17 protein-coding genes and 1 riboswitch are annotated in these 14,761 nt (G+C 72.3%); of the genes, 10 read left to right on the top strand and 7 right to left on the bottom strand.

Going from position 1 to position 14,761, the window contains the following annotated elements; all coding sequences use genetic code 11:
• Window positions 1-6: 6 nt before the first annotated feature.
• Window positions 7-150: riboswitch (cobalamin riboswitch) on the bottom strand.
• Between the two features lie 70 nt (window positions 151-220).
• A complete protein-coding gene (locus FHX73_RS23000) occupies window positions 221-430 on the top strand; it encodes a hypothetical protein (RefSeq protein ID WP_145906807.1) in 210 nt (69 codons plus the stop codon).
• 185 nt (window positions 431-615) lie between these two features.
• Here the strand turns inward: FHX73_RS23000 and FHX73_RS23010 are convergent, their stop codons facing one another.
• Window positions 616-1,101 carry a hypothetical protein gene (locus FHX73_RS23010; RefSeq protein WP_145906808.1) on the bottom strand — a complete coding sequence of 162 codons (486 nt, stop codon included), beginning with the start codon at window positions 1,099-1,101 and terminating at the stop codon, window positions 616-618.
• Between the two features lie 17 nt (window positions 1,102-1,118).
• Window positions 1,119-2,576, bottom strand: a complete 1,458-nt coding sequence (locus FHX73_RS23015) for an NsdA family TPR-like regulatory protein (RefSeq protein WP_145906809.1) — start codon at window positions 2,574-2,576, stop codon at window positions 1,119-1,121.
• A 289-nt stretch (window positions 2,577-2,865) separates the two neighbouring features.
• Between FHX73_RS23015 and FHX73_RS23020 the strand changes: the two genes are divergently transcribed.
• The 4 genes from FHX73_RS23020 (at window position 2,866) to FHX73_RS23030 (ending at window position 5,661) form a co-directional block, all read left to right on the top strand.
• Complete coding sequence (locus tag FHX73_RS23020) at window positions 2,866-3,300, top strand: ATP-binding protein (RefSeq protein WP_170305006.1); 435 nt, start codon at window positions 2,866-2,868, stop codon at window positions 3,298-3,300.
• A 186-nt stretch (window positions 3,301-3,486) separates the two neighbouring features.
• On the top strand, window positions 3,487-3,657 hold the full coding sequence (locus FHX73_RS44870; RefSeq protein ID WP_170305007.1) for a hypothetical protein: 171 nt from the start codon (window positions 3,487-3,489) through the stop codon (window positions 3,655-3,657).
• 79 nt (window positions 3,658-3,736) lie between these two features.
• Window positions 3,737-4,930, top strand: a complete 1,194-nt coding sequence (locus tag FHX73_RS23025; protein ID WP_145906811.1) for a JmjC domain-containing protein — start codon at window positions 3,737-3,739, stop codon at window positions 4,928-4,930.
• On the top strand, window positions 4,864-5,661 hold the full coding sequence (locus FHX73_RS23030) for an aldo/keto reductase (RefSeq protein ID WP_145906812.1): 798 nt from the start codon (window positions 4,864-4,866) through the stop codon (window positions 5,659-5,661). The genes FHX73_RS23025 and FHX73_RS23030 overlap by 67 nt, the downstream gene beginning before the upstream one ends.
• Here FHX73_RS23030 and FHX73_RS23035 read toward each other — a convergent pair.
• Complete coding sequence (locus FHX73_RS23035) at window positions 5,649-6,476, bottom strand: hypothetical protein (protein ID WP_211786241.1); 828 nt, start codon at window positions 6,474-6,476, stop codon at window positions 5,649-5,651. The two genes, FHX73_RS23030 and FHX73_RS23035, sit on opposite strands and share 13 nt — an antisense overlap.
• 253 nt (window positions 6,477-6,729) lie before the next feature.
• Between FHX73_RS23035 and FHX73_RS23040 the strand changes: the two genes are divergently transcribed.
• A complete protein-coding gene (locus FHX73_RS23040; RefSeq protein ID WP_145906813.1) occupies window positions 6,730-7,128 on the top strand; it encodes a spore-associated protein A in 399 nt (132 codons plus the stop codon).
• Between the two features lie 26 nt (window positions 7,129-7,154).
• Here the strand turns inward: FHX73_RS23040 and FHX73_RS23045 are convergent, their stop codons facing one another.
• Complete coding sequence (locus tag FHX73_RS23045) at window positions 7,155-7,505, bottom strand: hypothetical protein (RefSeq protein WP_145906814.1); 351 nt, start codon at window positions 7,503-7,505, stop codon at window positions 7,155-7,157.
• A gap of 120 nt (window positions 7,506-7,625) precedes the next feature.
• Here FHX73_RS23045 and FHX73_RS23050 point away from each other — a divergent pair, with 120 nt between their 5' ends.
• The 4 genes from FHX73_RS23050 to FHX73_RS23065 all read left to right on the top strand — a co-directional run bounded on the left by FHX73_RS23050 (window position 7,626) and on the right by FHX73_RS23065 (window position 12,589).
• The gene (locus FHX73_RS23050) at window positions 7,626-8,813 is read left to right on the top strand and encodes a cobalamin biosynthesis protein CobG (RefSeq protein ID WP_246213668.1); all 1,188 of its coding nucleotides are present in this window, start codon (window positions 7,626-7,628) and stop codon (window positions 8,811-8,813) included.
• A complete protein-coding gene (locus FHX73_RS23055; RefSeq protein WP_145906816.1) occupies window positions 8,810-9,436 on the top strand; it encodes a precorrin-8X methylmutase in 627 nt (208 codons plus the stop codon). The genes FHX73_RS23050 and FHX73_RS23055 overlap by 4 nt, the downstream gene beginning before the upstream one ends.
• Complete coding sequence (locus tag FHX73_RS23060) at window positions 9,433-10,935, top strand: precorrin-2 C(20)-methyltransferase (RefSeq protein WP_145906817.1); 1,503 nt, start codon at window positions 9,433-9,435, stop codon at window positions 10,933-10,935. Before FHX73_RS23055 ends, FHX73_RS23060 begins: the two co-directional genes overlap by 4 nt.
• Window positions 10,936-11,110: 175 nt before the next feature.
• The gene (locus FHX73_RS23065; RefSeq protein WP_145906818.1) at window positions 11,111-12,589 is read left to right on the top strand and encodes a helix-turn-helix domain-containing protein; all 1,479 of its coding nucleotides are present in this window, start codon (window positions 11,111-11,113) and stop codon (window positions 12,587-12,589) included.
• On the opposite strand, the gene gcvH is transcribed toward FHX73_RS23065, so the two are convergent.
• From gcvH to FHX73_RS23080, 3 genes are all read right to left on the bottom strand, one after another.
• Window positions 12,568-12,951, bottom strand: coding sequence for a glycine cleavage system protein GcvH (gcvH, locus tag FHX73_RS23070; protein WP_145906819.1), 384 nt, complete (start codon window positions 12,949-12,951; stop codon window positions 12,568-12,570). The genes FHX73_RS23065 and gcvH overlap by 22 nt on opposite strands.
• 74 nt (window positions 12,952-13,025) lie before the next feature.
• A complete protein-coding gene (locus FHX73_RS23075) occupies window positions 13,026-13,970 on the bottom strand; it encodes an SDR family oxidoreductase (RefSeq protein ID WP_342795311.1) in 945 nt (314 codons plus the stop codon).
• A 34-nt stretch (window positions 13,971-14,004) separates the two neighbouring features.
• A complete protein-coding gene (locus tag FHX73_RS23080; protein WP_145906820.1) occupies window positions 14,005-14,736 on the bottom strand; it encodes a cobalt-precorrin-6A reductase in 732 nt (243 codons plus the stop codon).
• Between the last annotated feature and the right edge of the window lie 25 nt (window positions 14,737-14,761).

Raw genomic sequence — 14,761 nt, forward strand, 5'->3', positions numbered from 1 at the left:
GGTGGAGGAGGAATTGACGGAGTGGAGTTCCTGGCTCCCACGGCTGCTGAGCCGTGGTCACAGTGGCGGGACCGCACCGGTTCCTCACCGGTTTCCTCCTGCACCGTCATGTCAACCGGTGGACCGGAGCCCACCCGCGCGACATCCTAGACGGGGCCACCCGCCGGTGACAGGCGGTGTGACCATGACGACTACTTCGGGTACTTCGGGGGAGCAACTGATGAACCGTCTCGTCCACCGGCCGGCCACCAGCGCGGCCGTCCTCACCGCACCGAGCACCTACTCCTACCCGGAGGCCGGCGCCAGCGGCGGCCAGCCGCACACCGACGCGGGCAACTACGCCTACGCCCCCGGCCAGTGCTTCAACTGGGACGCCGAGCCCGACTGGGACATCATCCTCTTCCAGGTCCAGCACACCCACTGCGGCTGACCACCGCGGCCCCAGGTCCGGCGCTCATCGTCGACGGCGACCACCGAGGCGGCGGGTACGAGGCTGTTGGGCTTCGGTGCGTCGGGGTCGTTCTCGTAGTCACGCCTGGCCATGGTCGAGTGCCTCCCGACGGACCGGCCCGTGCTCTGATCTTGGACTGCGGGTCGGTCTGGCCTCGGTGGTCGTCAGCCGGCTCGGACCGCACCTTCCGGCCAGACGACAGTAACGGGCACCTGGGCTGCACGCGCCGCCGCGACGGTGTCGGCGGTTCCCCCGCGCCCGTTGCCAGGGTTGCCGTCCCAGACGGCGAACAGGTGGTCGGCACGGCGCAGCAACTCTGTGTTGGCGGCTTCGTATGCCTCGCGGTTTGCCTCTGCGAACGGCATGACGACGACCTCTGCAGCGGCTTGGCGAAGACGGTCGAACTCGGCGGCGAACGCGGGCTTCACCTTGGCCTGCCGGTAGTCGGCTGACGGGACTACAGCGACCAGTCGGCCGCCGAGCGACAGCACCACGTCGGCGAAGATCGAGTCCGCGCCCTTCGCGATGCACGAGACACCAGTGAGGCCGTGCTCGATGTGGTCGGCGAGCAGCACTTCGAGTGCTCCACGGACCAGGGTGACGCTTTCCTCGGTGAGGTCCATGTGCCCGGTCACTGCGATCACGGTCATACCGCATCCCCTTCGGGTCAGTTCGCCAGTAGCTCGCGGATGCTATCGCGGGCTTCCTTGACAGCCGGGTTCGTGGATTCCCGGACGGTGTACCGGTAGAGGCCGCTGAGTTGAGTGCGAACCCGGTCGGACTTGGTGAGTGCGGCAGCGGCCACGGCCTGACGGGTCTCCTCGATGGCCCCCGATACGTCGCCCATGAGGAACTGCGCCTCAGCAAGCCCGATCCTGTCGAGTGCATGAGATCGGCTTGCCTCGGTTCCTCGCCCGGTGAGCGCTGCCCGGATGTGGTCGGCGGCAACCTTCGAGTACGAACCCGGGTCAGTGCGGGCGAGGTCCAGCAACCGTCCACCGGTGACCCCGGAGATCTCGGCCTCGTCGAAGTACGCGATCCAGTGTGGTTCATCCTCGGCGGCACCAGCCGAGGCAAGCTCTTCATGGGCCTGCTCGGTTGCCCGCCGAAACGCCGCAACCCGCCCCGTCGCTGCGTAAGCCCAAGCCTCGCGGGTTCGAAGCATGGCCCGAACCCTCGGGCTGGCGTGTCCGTGACTGCCCTCCTGAGCGAGTCGGACGAGTTCGAGCGCATCGCCAGGGCGATCGGTGTAGAGCATCTGACGTGCCATGCCGGCCAGTACGTTGGCGCCGAACGCGCGGTCACCACCCGCATGTGCCGAGCGGAGCGCCAGGCGGTAGTAGTCCTGCGCCCGGCGTTGGTATCCGCTGTCCCACATCATGGTTGCTGCGGTACCGGCGAGCTGTGCCATGACGCGATGGAGGCGTCCCTCGATATCGGGTCGTTGCCGATCTTCGAGCATGGCGGCCGTGTCGTTCAGTTGGCCGAGCACCGCCTTGGCTCGCAGGCCCCCGCCGAAGCGGTGGTCCCATCGGCGGAAGGCAGCGGCTGCGTGTTCGAGTTGGCCGATGTCGTGAGTTCCGAGGCGGCCTGGGCGCCGACGCTCGGAAGCGGTCAGCGCTGGGGCTAACCAGCCTTCGAGCGGGTCCAGGAGGGCAGTCCCGGTGACGGCGGCTCCGGCGAGTAGCCGGGCGGCTGTGCGTCTGTCCAAGGTGAGATCTGTTCCAGTGAGTTCGGTGGCCAGCGCGGTCGTCACTTCTGACTGCCACGGGAAATCGAGGGCCGCTGGGCTTACTGCCATCGTGACGGGCACTTCCGCGCTGTGCTTCTCCCATGAGCGTGGCGCCAGACCGAGAAGGCCGCCCGGAATGCCCAGCCCATCGGCGATGCGAGCGATCACTTCGAAGGAAGTGATCCGCTTCGACCCGTCGGACATGATCACGGAGACCTTGCCCGGAGTCAGCTGGCACGCCGCCGCGATGCGGTTCTGGGACAAACCGCCGTACTTCTTGATCAGGCCGAAGACTGCTGCGAAGTCGTGCTCGGCCAGAGCCAGGCGGAAGTCTTCACGTGCCAGCAGCTCAGCCGGCAGCAGTGGGCCACGGGTCTGGCCGGTGTGCGTCATCGGACACAGCCTTCGCTGGGAGCATAGCCGGTTACGGAGTATCAAAGTCCCTATTCTCAGAGACTATTACCGTCGCGGTAACACTCGGCGGGCATTCTCCGAAGTTGGCTCCGGTCCGATGCTTCTTGTGTGCGGTTCGCTGCACAGTCCGAGAGTTCGGCTGGAGGTTGTATGCCTGTCACCGTTGCCGTCGTGCCCGTCGCTCCCCGAGGAACCGGGTGGTTCGAGAAGCCCACGTCCGCCACCCACAGGGCCGGGACTGCCAATGAGTGACATGGTTTCGTTCCCGGTGCCTCATGAGTGGGACGTCGAACCGACCCCGTCGGCCGTTCCGGAGGCCCGTCGCCTGGTGGTCGGGATCGCTCGGTTCTGGCGGGTCCCGCTCTCGGAGGACGCTTTGCGCGACGTGGCGCTGTGCACCAGCGAGCTCGTGGCCAACGCCATGGAGCACACGGCGTCCCGCTGCCGGGTGACGGTGCGCTGGACCGGCGAGCGCCTTCGGGTGGAGGTCGCGGACTCCAGCCTGCGGCCGCCCGACCGGGAGGCGGCCCAGGACCTGCTCACCGGCGGACGCGGGCTGACCCTGGTCGAAGGACTCTCGCACTCCTGGGGCTGGCACCCGCGCGGCACGGGCAAGGTCGTGTGGTTCGAGTGCGCGGCCGACCAGTTGGTGACGGGAGATGCGCGGCTCGCGGTGCTCGTCCACGCCTCCCAGTACCTCTGAACCCCCTCCGATCTCCACCTGGCCACGTTGGGAATTTCGGTCAGGTGGATCGGCGGCGCCGACCGCTTCGTCCCCCACGGTCGGTGCCGTCTGCAGCTTTATCCCCAAGCGCCATAAGCACAGGGGCGATTCACCCCGGATCTTCCGCTCGGAGGTGGGCGGAAGCGATGACGGAAGGAGCACCACATGGAGAACCGCACGAAGAAGCCGGCGCCGGAGGAGAGCGGGCTGCTGGTCGCGGTCGAGGAGTTGAGCGCCGTCCAGGACCGGTACGACAGCCTGCGCTCCGACAACGCCGGTTCCTCGGGCGACGCGCCGTGGCCCGGTGGCGACGGCAACCTGACCGAGGTCGCGTAGGACCCGGCCATCCCAGGGGCGGGGGCTGCTTACCGAGCGGGCTCCCGCCCCGCGTCCAGCACCCTGCACGGAGGTAGCAGTGGAACACCGCTTGATCACCGCCATCGAGACGGCCCTGAGCTGGGACGGCTCCGAACCGATCGGCACGGGCTTCGCGCTCGGCCGGATCGAGGACGACGCGTTGCTGCCGCGCATCCTCACCCCGAACAGGCTCCTCGACATCGCCATGCGGCGCAGCCTCAACCGGCCGCAGTTCCGGGCCTTCCAGAACGGCGAGGAGGTCCACCCGGCCGTCTACTTCACCGACACCGTCAGCCCGCGCGGACAGTCCATCCCGATGGTCAACATGCACCGCCTGGGCGATCTGCTCCGGCAGGGGGCGACGCTGATCATGGACCAGGTCAACGTCTTCGATCCCACGATGGAGGTCACCTGCCGCGCCTTGCAGTGGTGGGCACGCGAGCGGGTGCAAGTGAATGCCTACCTGACCACCAACGCCGCCGCCGGCTTCCCGCTGCACTGGGACGACCACGACGTGATCGTGGTTCAGCTCTCGGGAGAGAAGGACTGGGAGGTCCGCGCCACCTCTCGCACCGCGCCCATGTACCGCGACGCCGACCCCAACAGCACCCCCAGTGAGACCGGGATCTTCAACGGCACGCTCCACGCGGGCGACGTCATGCACATCCCGCGCGGCCACTGGCACCAGGCCACCCGTACCCGCAGCGGTACCGGCCACAGCCTGCACGTCACCTTCGGGATCACCAAGCGCACGGGCGCGTCCTGGATGGCTTGGCTGGGCGACTGGTGCCGCGAGCAGGAGATCTTCCGCCGAGACCTCAACCGCGCCGGCGCCGACAGCGCACTCCTGGTGGAAGCCGCCACACGGCTCGTCGGCCTGCGCGGTCCGGAAGACTTCCTGACCGCCCACGAGCAGCAGACCACCCCCGGCCGACAGGTGCCGTTCCTGGACATCTTCGGCGGGCTCAAGGCCGTGGTGTGCACCACCCACTTCCCACCCCGGATCACCGAGGACGCAAGCACCGTTGACGTCAGGGCGGCCGGGAAGCAGCTCACCTTCGCCGCCAAGGCGCTGCCTGCCCTGCGACTGCTCCTCAGTGGCCGACCGGTCCCGCTCGACCTGGCCGCGGCGACCGTCGGGGACGAGGTCCACGAGGTGGCCGACATCCTGATCAAGGAGGAGCTGTGCGCACCGCTGACCGACGAGTTGTCCTCGGGCTACACCGGTCTCGTCACCGCCGCGACGTCCTGACAGGGGCGCTCGACCTCGGCGTCACCACGATCGACACCGCCTCCAACTACTACCGCCACCGGTCCCACCGTCTCCTCAGCGAGATGGCCGGCGACCTGCTCCCGAAGTTCGTGATCTCCACCAAAGTCGGCTACTTCAGGGACGGGCACAGCCTCAACCCAGCACGGCTACGGAAAGCCGTCGAGACGGCGGCGGCCGACCTCGGCCGGGATCCGGACACCGTCCTCCTGCACAACCCCGAGCACTCCGCTCCGGACACCGAGGCTCTGTTGCAGGCGTGCGGGGTACTTGCTGATGCGGCGGCTCGGGGGCAGTGCGGTTCCTGGGGCATCGCTACCTGGGACCCGCGCCCGCTCGTCGGACTCGACGTGCCGCGCCCGGACATCCTCATGGTCCGCTCTGGACTGTTGGTCAGTAGCAGCGTCCTCGAAGCAGCCGAAGCACTCGTGACCACATGGAGACCCACCGAGGTCCGGGGGATGAGCCCCTTCGGCGGCAGCACCACCGACCCTGTATGGGGAAGGGTTGACGCCCGGATGTTCCTGGCCGCGCCCGATGCCACTCTGGTACAGGCAGCGTTCCGAGTGGCCTTCGCGCTGCCTGACGTTACGGCGGTGGCGGTCGGTACCGATGACGCGGAGCACCTGCGGGAGTTGTGCGGCGGCCTGGATCACGACCTCGACACCGATGTCCTCCGGGCGTATCGGCTGCTCCTTAGTCAGTCGGTCTGAAGCTCCTGCACCACCTGCTCCGCAAGTGCGCGGGCTCCCACGCGGCGAGGGTCCTCGGGGTGTGCGTGCGGCCCGAGGATCTTCGCCGCGACGAACAGCGTCATCACCTTGCCGTCCCGGCTCGCGAAGTCGGCGCTCCGCTCGGCGCGGACACGATCGGCCAGCGATGGCACGGCGAGCGAAGCGGCCCACAGCGTGGCCGAGTCGAGGCCGCGCGGGGCCATACCCCAGTCCTCCCAGTCGAAGACGCAGAACTCGGGCGCCGTCATGTTCGCCCAGTTGAGATCCGCGTGCGCCGGGTGCCACTCGCTCACCGTCACATCGACCTGCGGGAACACCTGGTGGATCGTCCGCGCTGCCAGCTCCTGCGTGATCGTCTTCGTGTCAGGGGTGGCGATCCGGTTCGTCCGGTGCTGAGCGAGCGCGTCCAGCGAGGCGTTGAGTTGAGCCCACCAGCCGTACGGCAGCTGGGGCGCATCGGTCACGACCGCCGACCCCACCGGTGCGGACGGCAGGAGCGTCGTCTCGTCGGCCCGCCACATCACGGGTTCGACCTCGTCCCGCCAAGCGATGCCGGCCAGCCACGCGGGCTTCGCCACTCCGCTCAGCGCCTCGGCCGAGGGCGTGCCGTCGCCGCCCTGCATACCGATCCGATCCAACCCGCGCCGCTCGATCCGCACCCAGGTGTCGCGCCCGGTACGAGCGCCCACGGACCGGCGCTTGCGGATCACTGTTGCCCTGTCGAGCCGCGTTCCCAAGGTGCTCTCGACTCGTTCGAGAACCCCGTCAACCGGCACGCGGCGCAGATCCGTCATGGGACAACGGTAGCCATTCCGTGCGGGGTTGGGATGAGGGCCAACACGGAGTACCGGGCGGCTCGCCCATCCGGCTCCTACGTCTGTTCCGGTGCGGGGCTCACCGGTTTCCTCCTGCACCGTCATGACAATGGGTAGACCGGGGCCAGCCCGCGCGCCATCCTGGACGTGGCCACCCGCTCTGGACAGGCGGTGTGAGCACGGCGACTCCGGGGACGCCGGAGTTCGGTCGACACGGGGGAGACACACGGACATGAAGCGTCTGATCCGACGGACGATCACCAGCGCGGCGGTGCTCGCCGCCGCCACCGCCGGCCTGGTCGGCCTGCCGGGAACCGCCCAGGCGGCCGCCTACAACGGGGCCTGCGGCCCGGGGTACTCGATCCTCCAGGGCGCCTCGGTCTGGGGCGGCAGCGTCTACCTGCTGTACAACGGCTCCACCGACTGCGTGGTGACGGTCCGCAACACCCCGGGCGCCTACTACTCGATGAGGGCGACCGTCGGCCTCACCGGCGGCCAGCAGTACACCAACGCCGGCAACTTCACCAGCTACGCGGGCCCGGTGTACGTCTACGCCCCCGGCCAGTGCATCAACTGGAGCGGCGAGATCAACCACAGCGCCGCCGGCTACAGCGACGTGCACTGCGGCTGACCCGGCCGCTCCCGCGCCCGGCGCGCTCAGGTCCAGTCGTCCGTGCCACCGAGCAGCTCGACCAGTCCCAGGCCCGGATCGTCGGCCTCGGCGGACCAGCGGTCGTAGCTGCCCTCGAACATGGGTGAGTACACCTGGGCCATCCAGTGGAGCCGGTAGCGGTAGACGAACGCGGGCTCGCCGGGGCGCTCGACGATGATGCGGTTGCGTAGCAGACCCTGACGGTGCCGGACCGTCGACCGGTCGTCCAGCACGGTGGACCGGTCGCCGGCCCGGAGGGTGCACCGGCCGTCGACCTCGCGGACTTCCACGTCCTTCTTGCCGAGCCGCCCTCTCCACAGGACTCTTCCGGACTGCTCGGGAGTCACGTTCTCCACGACGGGTCACTCCGTTTCACGACGACGGGCACGGGCCGGGGAGACTCCCCCCGGGTCGAGACAATGATCACGCCAGGCACGGGGGATACGCCCAGGCGGATCGTGGGTATGCTCGCGCCCATGCCACCCTCAGCCGACGCCGTCGAGCCTGCCCGCGCACCGGTGTCCGGGCGCGGGCGCGATGACGCGTGCCCCGGGGCGCTGCGGCTGCACCAGGCGGACGACGGGGCGCTGGCCCGGGTGCGGGTGCCGGGCGGGGTGCTGGCGGTGGATCAGCTGACGGCGCTGGTGGCGGCGGCCGAGGAGCTGGGTGACGGTGCGTTGGAGGCCACCTCGCGGGGCAACCTCCAGCTGCGCGGCCTGGCGGCGGACGCCGGGACCGAGCTGGCCAACCGGCTGCACGCGGCTGGGCTGCTGCCCTCGCTGGCGCACGACCGGGTGCGCAACATCGTGGCGAGCCCGCTGGGCGGGCCCGAGGTGCGCGGATGGTTGCGCGAGCTGGACGAGGCGCTGTGCGCGAGCGAGACGGCGCGCGGGCTGTCGGGGCGGTTCCTGTTCGCGCTGGACGGCGGGCTCGGCGATGTCGCCGCGCTGGATGCGGACCTGACGGTGATCGTGACGGGTGACACCGCGCTGCTGCGGATCGCCCGGGCTGAAGCTGCGGCGGAAGTCGGGATCGCCGACGCTGCGCGCCTGATGCTGCGGGCGGCCGAGGAGTTCCTCGCGCTCGGTAGCGGTGCGTGGCGGATCCGGGAGGCCGACCCCGACGGCACGCTGCTGGCCGGCCGACTCGGGTTGACGCTCCGTCCGCTGCCCGCGCTGTCCGGTCGGAGGCCGCAGGTCGGCCCGGTCGAGGGTGCGCTGGTGATCGGCCTGCCGTTCGGCCGGGGCACCGCCGCGCAGTGGCGCGCGCTCGCCCACGCGGCCACCGACGAACTGCGCGTCACCCCCTGGCGCACCGTCGTCCTCCCCGACGCCGACCCCGCCGTGCTCCCCGCCCTCGCCGCCCATGGCCTGCGCACCGCCCCCGGCTCGCCCTGGGAGGGCGCCACCGCCTGCACCGGCGCGCCGGGCTGCGCCAAGTCGCTCGCCGACGTGCGCGCGGACGCGGCCGCTGCCCTGGACACGGCGACGGGCACCGGCCTCCCCGTGCACTGGTCCGGCTGCGAGCGCCGCTGCGGCCACCCCACCGGCGCCTGGGTGGACGTGCTGGCCACCGGCGTCCACAGCTACACCATCGACAGCTCCACCGAAGTGACGACCGAACAGATGGCGGCGGCCGTCGCCGCCGCCAGGAGGACCACGTGATCGAGTACGAGAAGGACGGCGCGGAGATCTACCGCCAGTCCTTTGCCACCATCCGCGCCGAGTCGGACCTGGCTGCCCTGCCGGCCGACGTGGCCCAGGTCGCGGTGCGGATGATCCACGCCTGCGGGATGACCGACCTGGTCGCCGACCTGCTCTGGAGCCCGAACGTGGTGGCCGACGCCCGGGCCGCGCTGCGGGCCGGCGCGCCGATCCTGTGCGACGTCTCGATGGTGGCCAGCGGCGTCACCCGCAAGCGGCTGCCCGCCGACAACGAGGTGGTCTGCACCCTGTCTGACCCGCGGGTGCCGGGCCTGGCCGCCGAGCTGGGCACCACCCGCAGCGCCGCCGCGATGGAGCTCTGGCGGGACAAGCTCGAAGGCTCGGTGGTCGCCGTCGGCAACGCCCCGACCTCGCTGTTCCGGCTGCTGGAGATGATCGAGGCGGGCGCGCCGCGCCCGGCCGCCGTGATCGGTGTGCCGGTCGGCTTCATCGGCGCCGCCGAGTCCAAGCAGGCGCTCGCCGACCACCCGGCCGGCCTGGAGCACCTCGTGGTGCGCGGCCGGCGCGGCGGCAGCGCGATCGCCGCGGCCGCCCTGAACGCGATCGCGAGTGAGATCGAATGACGGACCAGCAGCAGCCCGGCACCCTGTACGGCGTGGGCCTGGGCCCCGGCGACCCCGAACTGCTCACCCTGCGGGCGGCCCGGGCGATCGCCGAGGCCGACGTGATCGCCTACCACAGCGCCCGGCACGGCCGCTCGATAGCCCGCTCGATCGCCGCCCCGCACCTGACGGGGGAGCAGATCGAGGAGAAGCTGGTCTACCCGATCACCGTGGAGACCACCGACCACCCCGGCGGTTACCGGGGCGCGCTGGAGGAGTTCTACGAGGAGGCCGCCGCCCGGCTGGCCGCCCACCTGGACGCCGGCCGCAGCGTCGCCGTGCTGGCCGAGGGCGACCCGTTCTTCTACGGCTCCTACCAGCACATGCACAAGCGCCTGGCGCACCGCTACCCGACCGAGGTGATCCCCGGCGTCACCTCGATCAGCGCCTCCGCCGCCCGGCTCGGCACCCCGCTCTGCGAGGACCAGGAGGTGCTGACGATCATTCCGGGCACGCTGCCCGAGGAGGAGCTGACGGCCCGGCTGGCCGCCACCGACTCCGCCGTGGTGATGAAGCTCGGCCGCACCTTCCCGACCGTGCGCCGCGCCCTGGAGCGGGCCGGCCGGCTGGACGAGGCGCGGTACGTCGAGCGCGCCACCATGGCCGGCGAGCGCACCGCGGTGCTGGCCGAGGTGGACCCGCAGACCGTGCCGTACTTCTCGGTCGCGGTGCTGCCCAGCCGGCTCAACCACCCCAAGCCGGAGCCCGAGCACGGCGAGGTGGTGGTGGTCGGCACCGGCCCCGCCGGCCCGCTCTGGCTGACCGCCGAGGCGCGCGGCGTGCTGACCGCCGCCACCGACCTGGTCGGCTACACCACCTACCTGGACCGGGTGCCGGTGCGGCCCGGGCAGCTGCGGCACGGCTCGGACAACAAGGTGGAGTCCGAGCGCGCCGAGTTCGCCCTGGAGCTGGCCCGGCGCGGGCGGCGGGTCGTGGTGGTCTCCTCCGGCGACCCGGGCGTCTTCGCGATGGCCACCGCCGTGCTGGAGGTGGCCTGCGAGGAGCGGTACCACGGGGTGCCGGTGCGGATCGTGCCGGGCATGACGGCCGCGCACGCCGCCGCCTCCCGGGCCGGCGCGCCGCTGGGCCACGACTACGCCGTGGTCTCGCTCTCCGACCGGCTCAAGCCGTGGTCGGTGGTGGCGGAGCGGCTGACCGCCGCCGCGCGCGCCGACCTGGTCCTGGCGCTCTACAACCCGGGCTCCAAGTCCCGCACCACGCAGGTGGCTTCGGCCCGCGACCTGCTGCTGGAGCACCGCGCCCCGGACACCCCGGTGGTCATGGCGCGCGACGTCGGCGGCCCCACCGAGCGGGTGCGCACGGTGCGGCTGGCCGAGCTGGACCCGGCGGAGGTGGACATGCGCACCATCCTGCTGATCGGCTCCTCGCAGACCCAGGCGGTGCGGCGCGGCGAGGGCGACGAGGTGGTCTGGACGCCGCGGCGCTACCCGGAGGGCTGACGCCGGACCGGGCGGTGGCCCCGGCTGCCGACCCCCGTCCGGCAGCCGGGGCCCCGCGGACCTCGTGCGCCGACGGTACGGCCGGACACCCGTCCGCGGGCACCTGACCCGTGCACCCCGTGACGGGGGAGGATGCTCACGGCTGCACAGCACACCGGAGCGGGAGGGCGGCGCGATGACCGAACCGGAGGCGGCGGCAGCGGCGGCCCGGTACGGGGAGCGGCTGGACGGCCTGTTCGACCAACTGCGGCTGCGCAGCGACCGCCCGGACGGCCCGGCCCGGGTGGTCGGCTGGCTGGCCGAGCAGCTGGCGGCCGACGTGGCGCTCGCCCTGCCGCCGCACGCCCCGCAGGCCTCGCACGCCCCGGAGGCCTGGGCGCCGGCGGGGGCCGACGAACGGCTCGCGGCGGCCCGCGCGGCCGCCGACCCGGCGCTGCGGACCTTCCCGATCGGCGGCCGGCAGCCGGACGCGCTGCTCGCCCTGCACCGGCGCGCACCGCTCGACGCGCTGGAGGTGCGGCTCGTCGAGCACGTCACCACGGTGCTCGCCCGGCTGCTCGCCGACCGGGCGGCCGCCGCCGAGCGGGCCGCGCTGCACCGGGTCTCCGCCTCGCTCCGGGTGGCCGCCTTCCAGCTGCTGATGGGCGGTCAGACCACGCTGGCCCGGCGCACCGCCGCGCCCCTGGTGCCGGGCGTGCTGGTGCACGACAGCGCGCGGGTCTACCTGGTCGACTGCGGGGCCACCGAGCGGGACGCCGTCGCCGAGCTGCTGGCCGACGCCGCCCCGGGCCAGGCGCTGATCGTCCGCTGCCCGGCCCACGACACCCACCTGATCGTGCTCGCCCCGCTGGCCCCCGACGCGCGGCTGGACGAGCGGGGCTGGTGCGCGACCGGCCTGCTGCTGCGCGCCGTCGTCGCCCGGCGCGCCGAGCTGCGGATCGGCGGCAGCAGCACCGTCCCGCTGGCGCACACCGCCGACGCCTACCAGGAGGCGTTCAACGCGCTCACCGTGGCCCGCCGGCTGCCCGAGCGGCACGCCCTCTACCAGGCCCGCACCGAGCTCGCCCAGCTGCTCGGCGGCCCGGCCAGGGCCTGGGCCGAGCACCTGCTGCGCCCGCTGCTGGAGCTGCCCAGGGACCAGCGCGACGAGGTGGTCGAGACCACCAGGCTGGCGCTCGGCTTCAGCAACGGGCAGACCGGCCGGATCCTGGGCGTGCACCGCAACACGGTGACCCGGCGGATCGAGCGGGCGGTGCAACTCCTCGGCCTGGAGTGGAGTTCGTTCGCCGACCGGGCGCTGCTCGACCTCGGGCTCCGGCTCACCTCCCGGGGCAGCCCGGTGGTGCCGCGCTCCGAGCTCGCCGGCATCCTCGCCGACCCGGCCGCCGGGGCCTGGGCGCGGGCCTTCCTCGCCCCGCTGGCCCAGGACCGCCGCCCGCTGCTGCGCACCCTGGCCGGCTGGGTGGCCGCCGGGGCCAACGCGCGGGACACCCAGGCCGCGCTCGGCCTGCACCACCAGACGGTGCTGGACCACCTGCGCACCGCCGAGCGGCTGCTGGAGCGGGAGTTGACGGCCGGTCGGACGGGTGCCTACGAGCTGGCCTGGGCGGTGTGGGCGAGCGGGGCGGCGGGCTACCCCTCCTCGGAGATGTAGGCCTCGTACTGGGCAGCGGTGAGCAGGGAGTCGAGCTGCTTGGGGTCCTTGAGCTCGATCTCGACGATCCAGGCGCTGTGGGCGTCGTCGTTGATCAGCTCCGGCTCGTCGTTGAGCTCCTCGTTCACCGCGCTGACCTTGCCGGAGACCGGGGAGTAGAGCTCCGAGGCGGCCTTGACCGACTCGATGGCGCTGATCGACTGGCCGGTGTCGAGCGCGGAGCCGACGTTGGGCAGCTCCACGAACACGACGTCACCCAGCTGCCTGGCCGCGTACTCGGTGACGCCGACCTTGGCCTTCTTGCCCTGGACGGACACCCACTCGTGCTCCTTGGTGTACTTGTAGTCCTTCGGGTATGCCATGGGAGCCTCCAGAATCGGCAATTGATGTGCCGTCAGCTTCCTACAGGCCGGCGCCCGGCCGGGGCACCGTCACCCTAACGAGTGAACGTCACTCCCGTCAGCGCCTCCGAGGCCGCCCAGAGCCCCTCCGCCTTGGCGCTGTCGATGGCGTGCCACGGCACCCGGGCGGGCGCCGGGAGGCCGGTCAGCCCGAACGGTCCGTCGGGCCCGTAGTAGGCCCCGCCCGCCGCGCGCTCGCTGGTGGCGGCCACCACGCTGGGCAGTGCACCCTGCGCCGCGTCCTGGGTCACCAGCGGCAGGTTCATCGCCACCGCCGAGAGGTTGGGCAGGCCGGCCCGGCGGCCGAGCGTCGGGCCGGTGGTGGCGAGGTTGGTGCGGGTCGCGCCCGGGTGCACGGCGATGCTGCGCAGGCCCCAGCCCTGGCGGAAGGCGAGCCGGTGCAGCTCCAGCGCGAACACCAGGTTGGCCAGCTTGGAGCGGGCGTACGCGTCCCAGGCGTTGTAGCGGCGCTCGGCGTTGAGGTTGTCCAGGTCGAGCCGGCCGACCCAGGCGGAGACGCTGCTCACGCTGACGACCCTGGGCGCCTCGGCGGCGAGGAGCAGCGGCAGCAGCCGGCCGGTGAGCGCGAAGTGGCCCAGGTAGTTGGTGCCGAACTGCAGCTCGAAGCCGTCCTCGGTGGTCCGGTGGCCGGGCACGGCCATCACCCCGGCGTTGTTCACCAGCGCGTCGACCGGCGTGCCGCGCTCCAGCAGCGCCTCGGCGAACGCCTTCACCGAGGCGAGCGAGGCCAGGTCCAGCTCCGCCACCGAAACCGGGCCGGCGTCGGGGGAGTTGGAGCGGATCCGGGCCGCCGCCGACTCGCCCTTGGCGGTGTTGCGCACGGCCAGCACCACCTCGGCCCCGGCCAGCGCCAGCCGCCGCGCCGTGTGGTAGCCGATCCCGCTGGTCGCCCCCGTCACGACCGCGAGCCGACCGCTCTGGTCCGGCACCGCGATGTCCCGCTCCCGCTGACCCATCATCAGGCTCCTCTCGACCGACCGGTGTCCAGCGACGCTACCGCAGCGCCGCCACCGCCTCCGCCACCGTCCCCACCACCCGCACGCCCTCCGGCGCGGCCGGCCGCTGCACCACGACCACCGGCAGCCCCAGCTCGCGGGCCACCGCCAGCTTCGGGGTGGTGGCCGCGCCGCCGCTGTCCTTGGTGACCAGCAGGTCGATCCGGTGCTCGCGGAAGACCGCCCGCTCGCCGTCCAGGGTGAACGGGCCGCGCTCCAGCAGCACCGTCAGGTCCGGCGGCAGCGGCGGGTCCGGGTGCTCCACGGACCGGGCCACCAGGTGGACGCCGCGCACGCCCGCGAACTCGCCCAGGCCCAGCCGGCCGGTGGTGAGCAGGGCTCGCCGGCCCAGGCGCGGCAGCAGCTCGGCGGCGGCCGCGAGCGACTCCACCGGGTGCCAGTCGTCGCCCGGGACCGGGACCCAGCTGGGCCGGCGCAGCGCCAGCAGGGGAGTATGGACCGACGCGGCGGCCTGCGCCGCGTTGCGACTGATCACCTGGGCGAAGGGATGCGTGGCGTCGATGAGGGTGTGCACCCCGTGCTCGCGGAGCCAGTCGGCGAGGCCGGCCGCGCCGCCGAAGCCGCCCACCCGGACCTCGCCCGCCGGCAGCCGGGGCTCGGCCACCCGCCCGGCCAGTGAGCTGGTGACCCGCAGGCCGGGCAGCTCCACCAGGGCGGCGGCCAACTGCCGGGCCTCGGTGGTGCCGCCGAGGATCAGGACGTGCTTCATGCCGGACTCCAACTCCGAGGGGGGC

This window comes from Kitasatospora viridis, from assembly GCF_007829815.1.
GTDB classification, from domain to species: domain Bacteria; phylum Actinomycetota; class Actinomycetes; order Streptomycetales; family Streptomycetaceae; genus Kitasatospora; species Kitasatospora viridis.

What these genes read in the sequence shown, in the direction of transcription:
- FHX73_RS23080 (WP_145906820.1), bottom strand. Translation starts at nt 14,736, where the DNA reads ATGAAGCACGTCCTGATCCTCGGCGGCACCACCGAGGCCCGGCAGTTG.
- FHX73_RS23010 (WP_145906808.1), bottom strand. Translation starts at nt 1,101, where the DNA reads ATGACCGTGATCGCAGTGACCGGGCACATGGACCTCACCGAGGAAAGC.
- FHX73_RS23040 (WP_145906813.1), top strand. Translation starts at nt 6,730, where the DNA reads ATGAAGCGTCTGATCCGACGGACGATCACCAGCGCGGCGGTGCTCGCC.
- FHX73_RS23065 (WP_145906818.1), top strand. Translation starts at nt 11,111, where the DNA reads ATGACCGAACCGGAGGCGGCGGCAGCGGCGGCCCGGTACGGGGAGCGG.
- FHX73_RS23035 (WP_211786241.1), bottom strand. Translation starts at nt 6,476, where the DNA reads ATGACGGATCTGCGCCGCGTGCCGGTTGACGGGGTTCTCGAACGAGTC.
- FHX73_RS23060 (WP_145906817.1), top strand. Translation starts at nt 9,433, where the DNA reads ATGACGGACCAGCAGCAGCCCGGCACCCTGTACGGCGTGGGCCTGGGC.
- FHX73_RS23050 (WP_246213668.1), top strand. Translation starts at nt 7,626, where the DNA reads ATGCCACCCTCAGCCGACGCCGTCGAGCCTGCCCGCGCACCGGTGTCC.
- FHX73_RS23015 (WP_145906809.1), bottom strand. Translation starts at nt 2,576, where the DNA reads ATGACGCACACCGGCCAGACCCGTGGCCCACTGCTGCCGGCTGAGCTG.
- FHX73_RS44870 (WP_170305007.1), top strand. Translation starts at nt 3,487, where the DNA reads ATGGAGAACCGCACGAAGAAGCCGGCGCCGGAGGAGAGCGGGCTGCTG.
- FHX73_RS23000 (WP_145906807.1), top strand. Translation starts at nt 221, where the DNA reads ATGAACCGTCTCGTCCACCGGCCGGCCACCAGCGCGGCCGTCCTCACC.
- gcvH (WP_145906819.1), bottom strand. Translation starts at nt 12,951, where the DNA reads ATGGCATACCCGAAGGACTACAAGTACACCAAGGAGCACGAGTGGGTG.
- FHX73_RS23075 (WP_342795311.1), bottom strand. Translation starts at nt 13,970, where the DNA reads ATGATGGGTCAGCGGGAGCGGGACATCGCGGTGCCGGACCAGAGCGGT.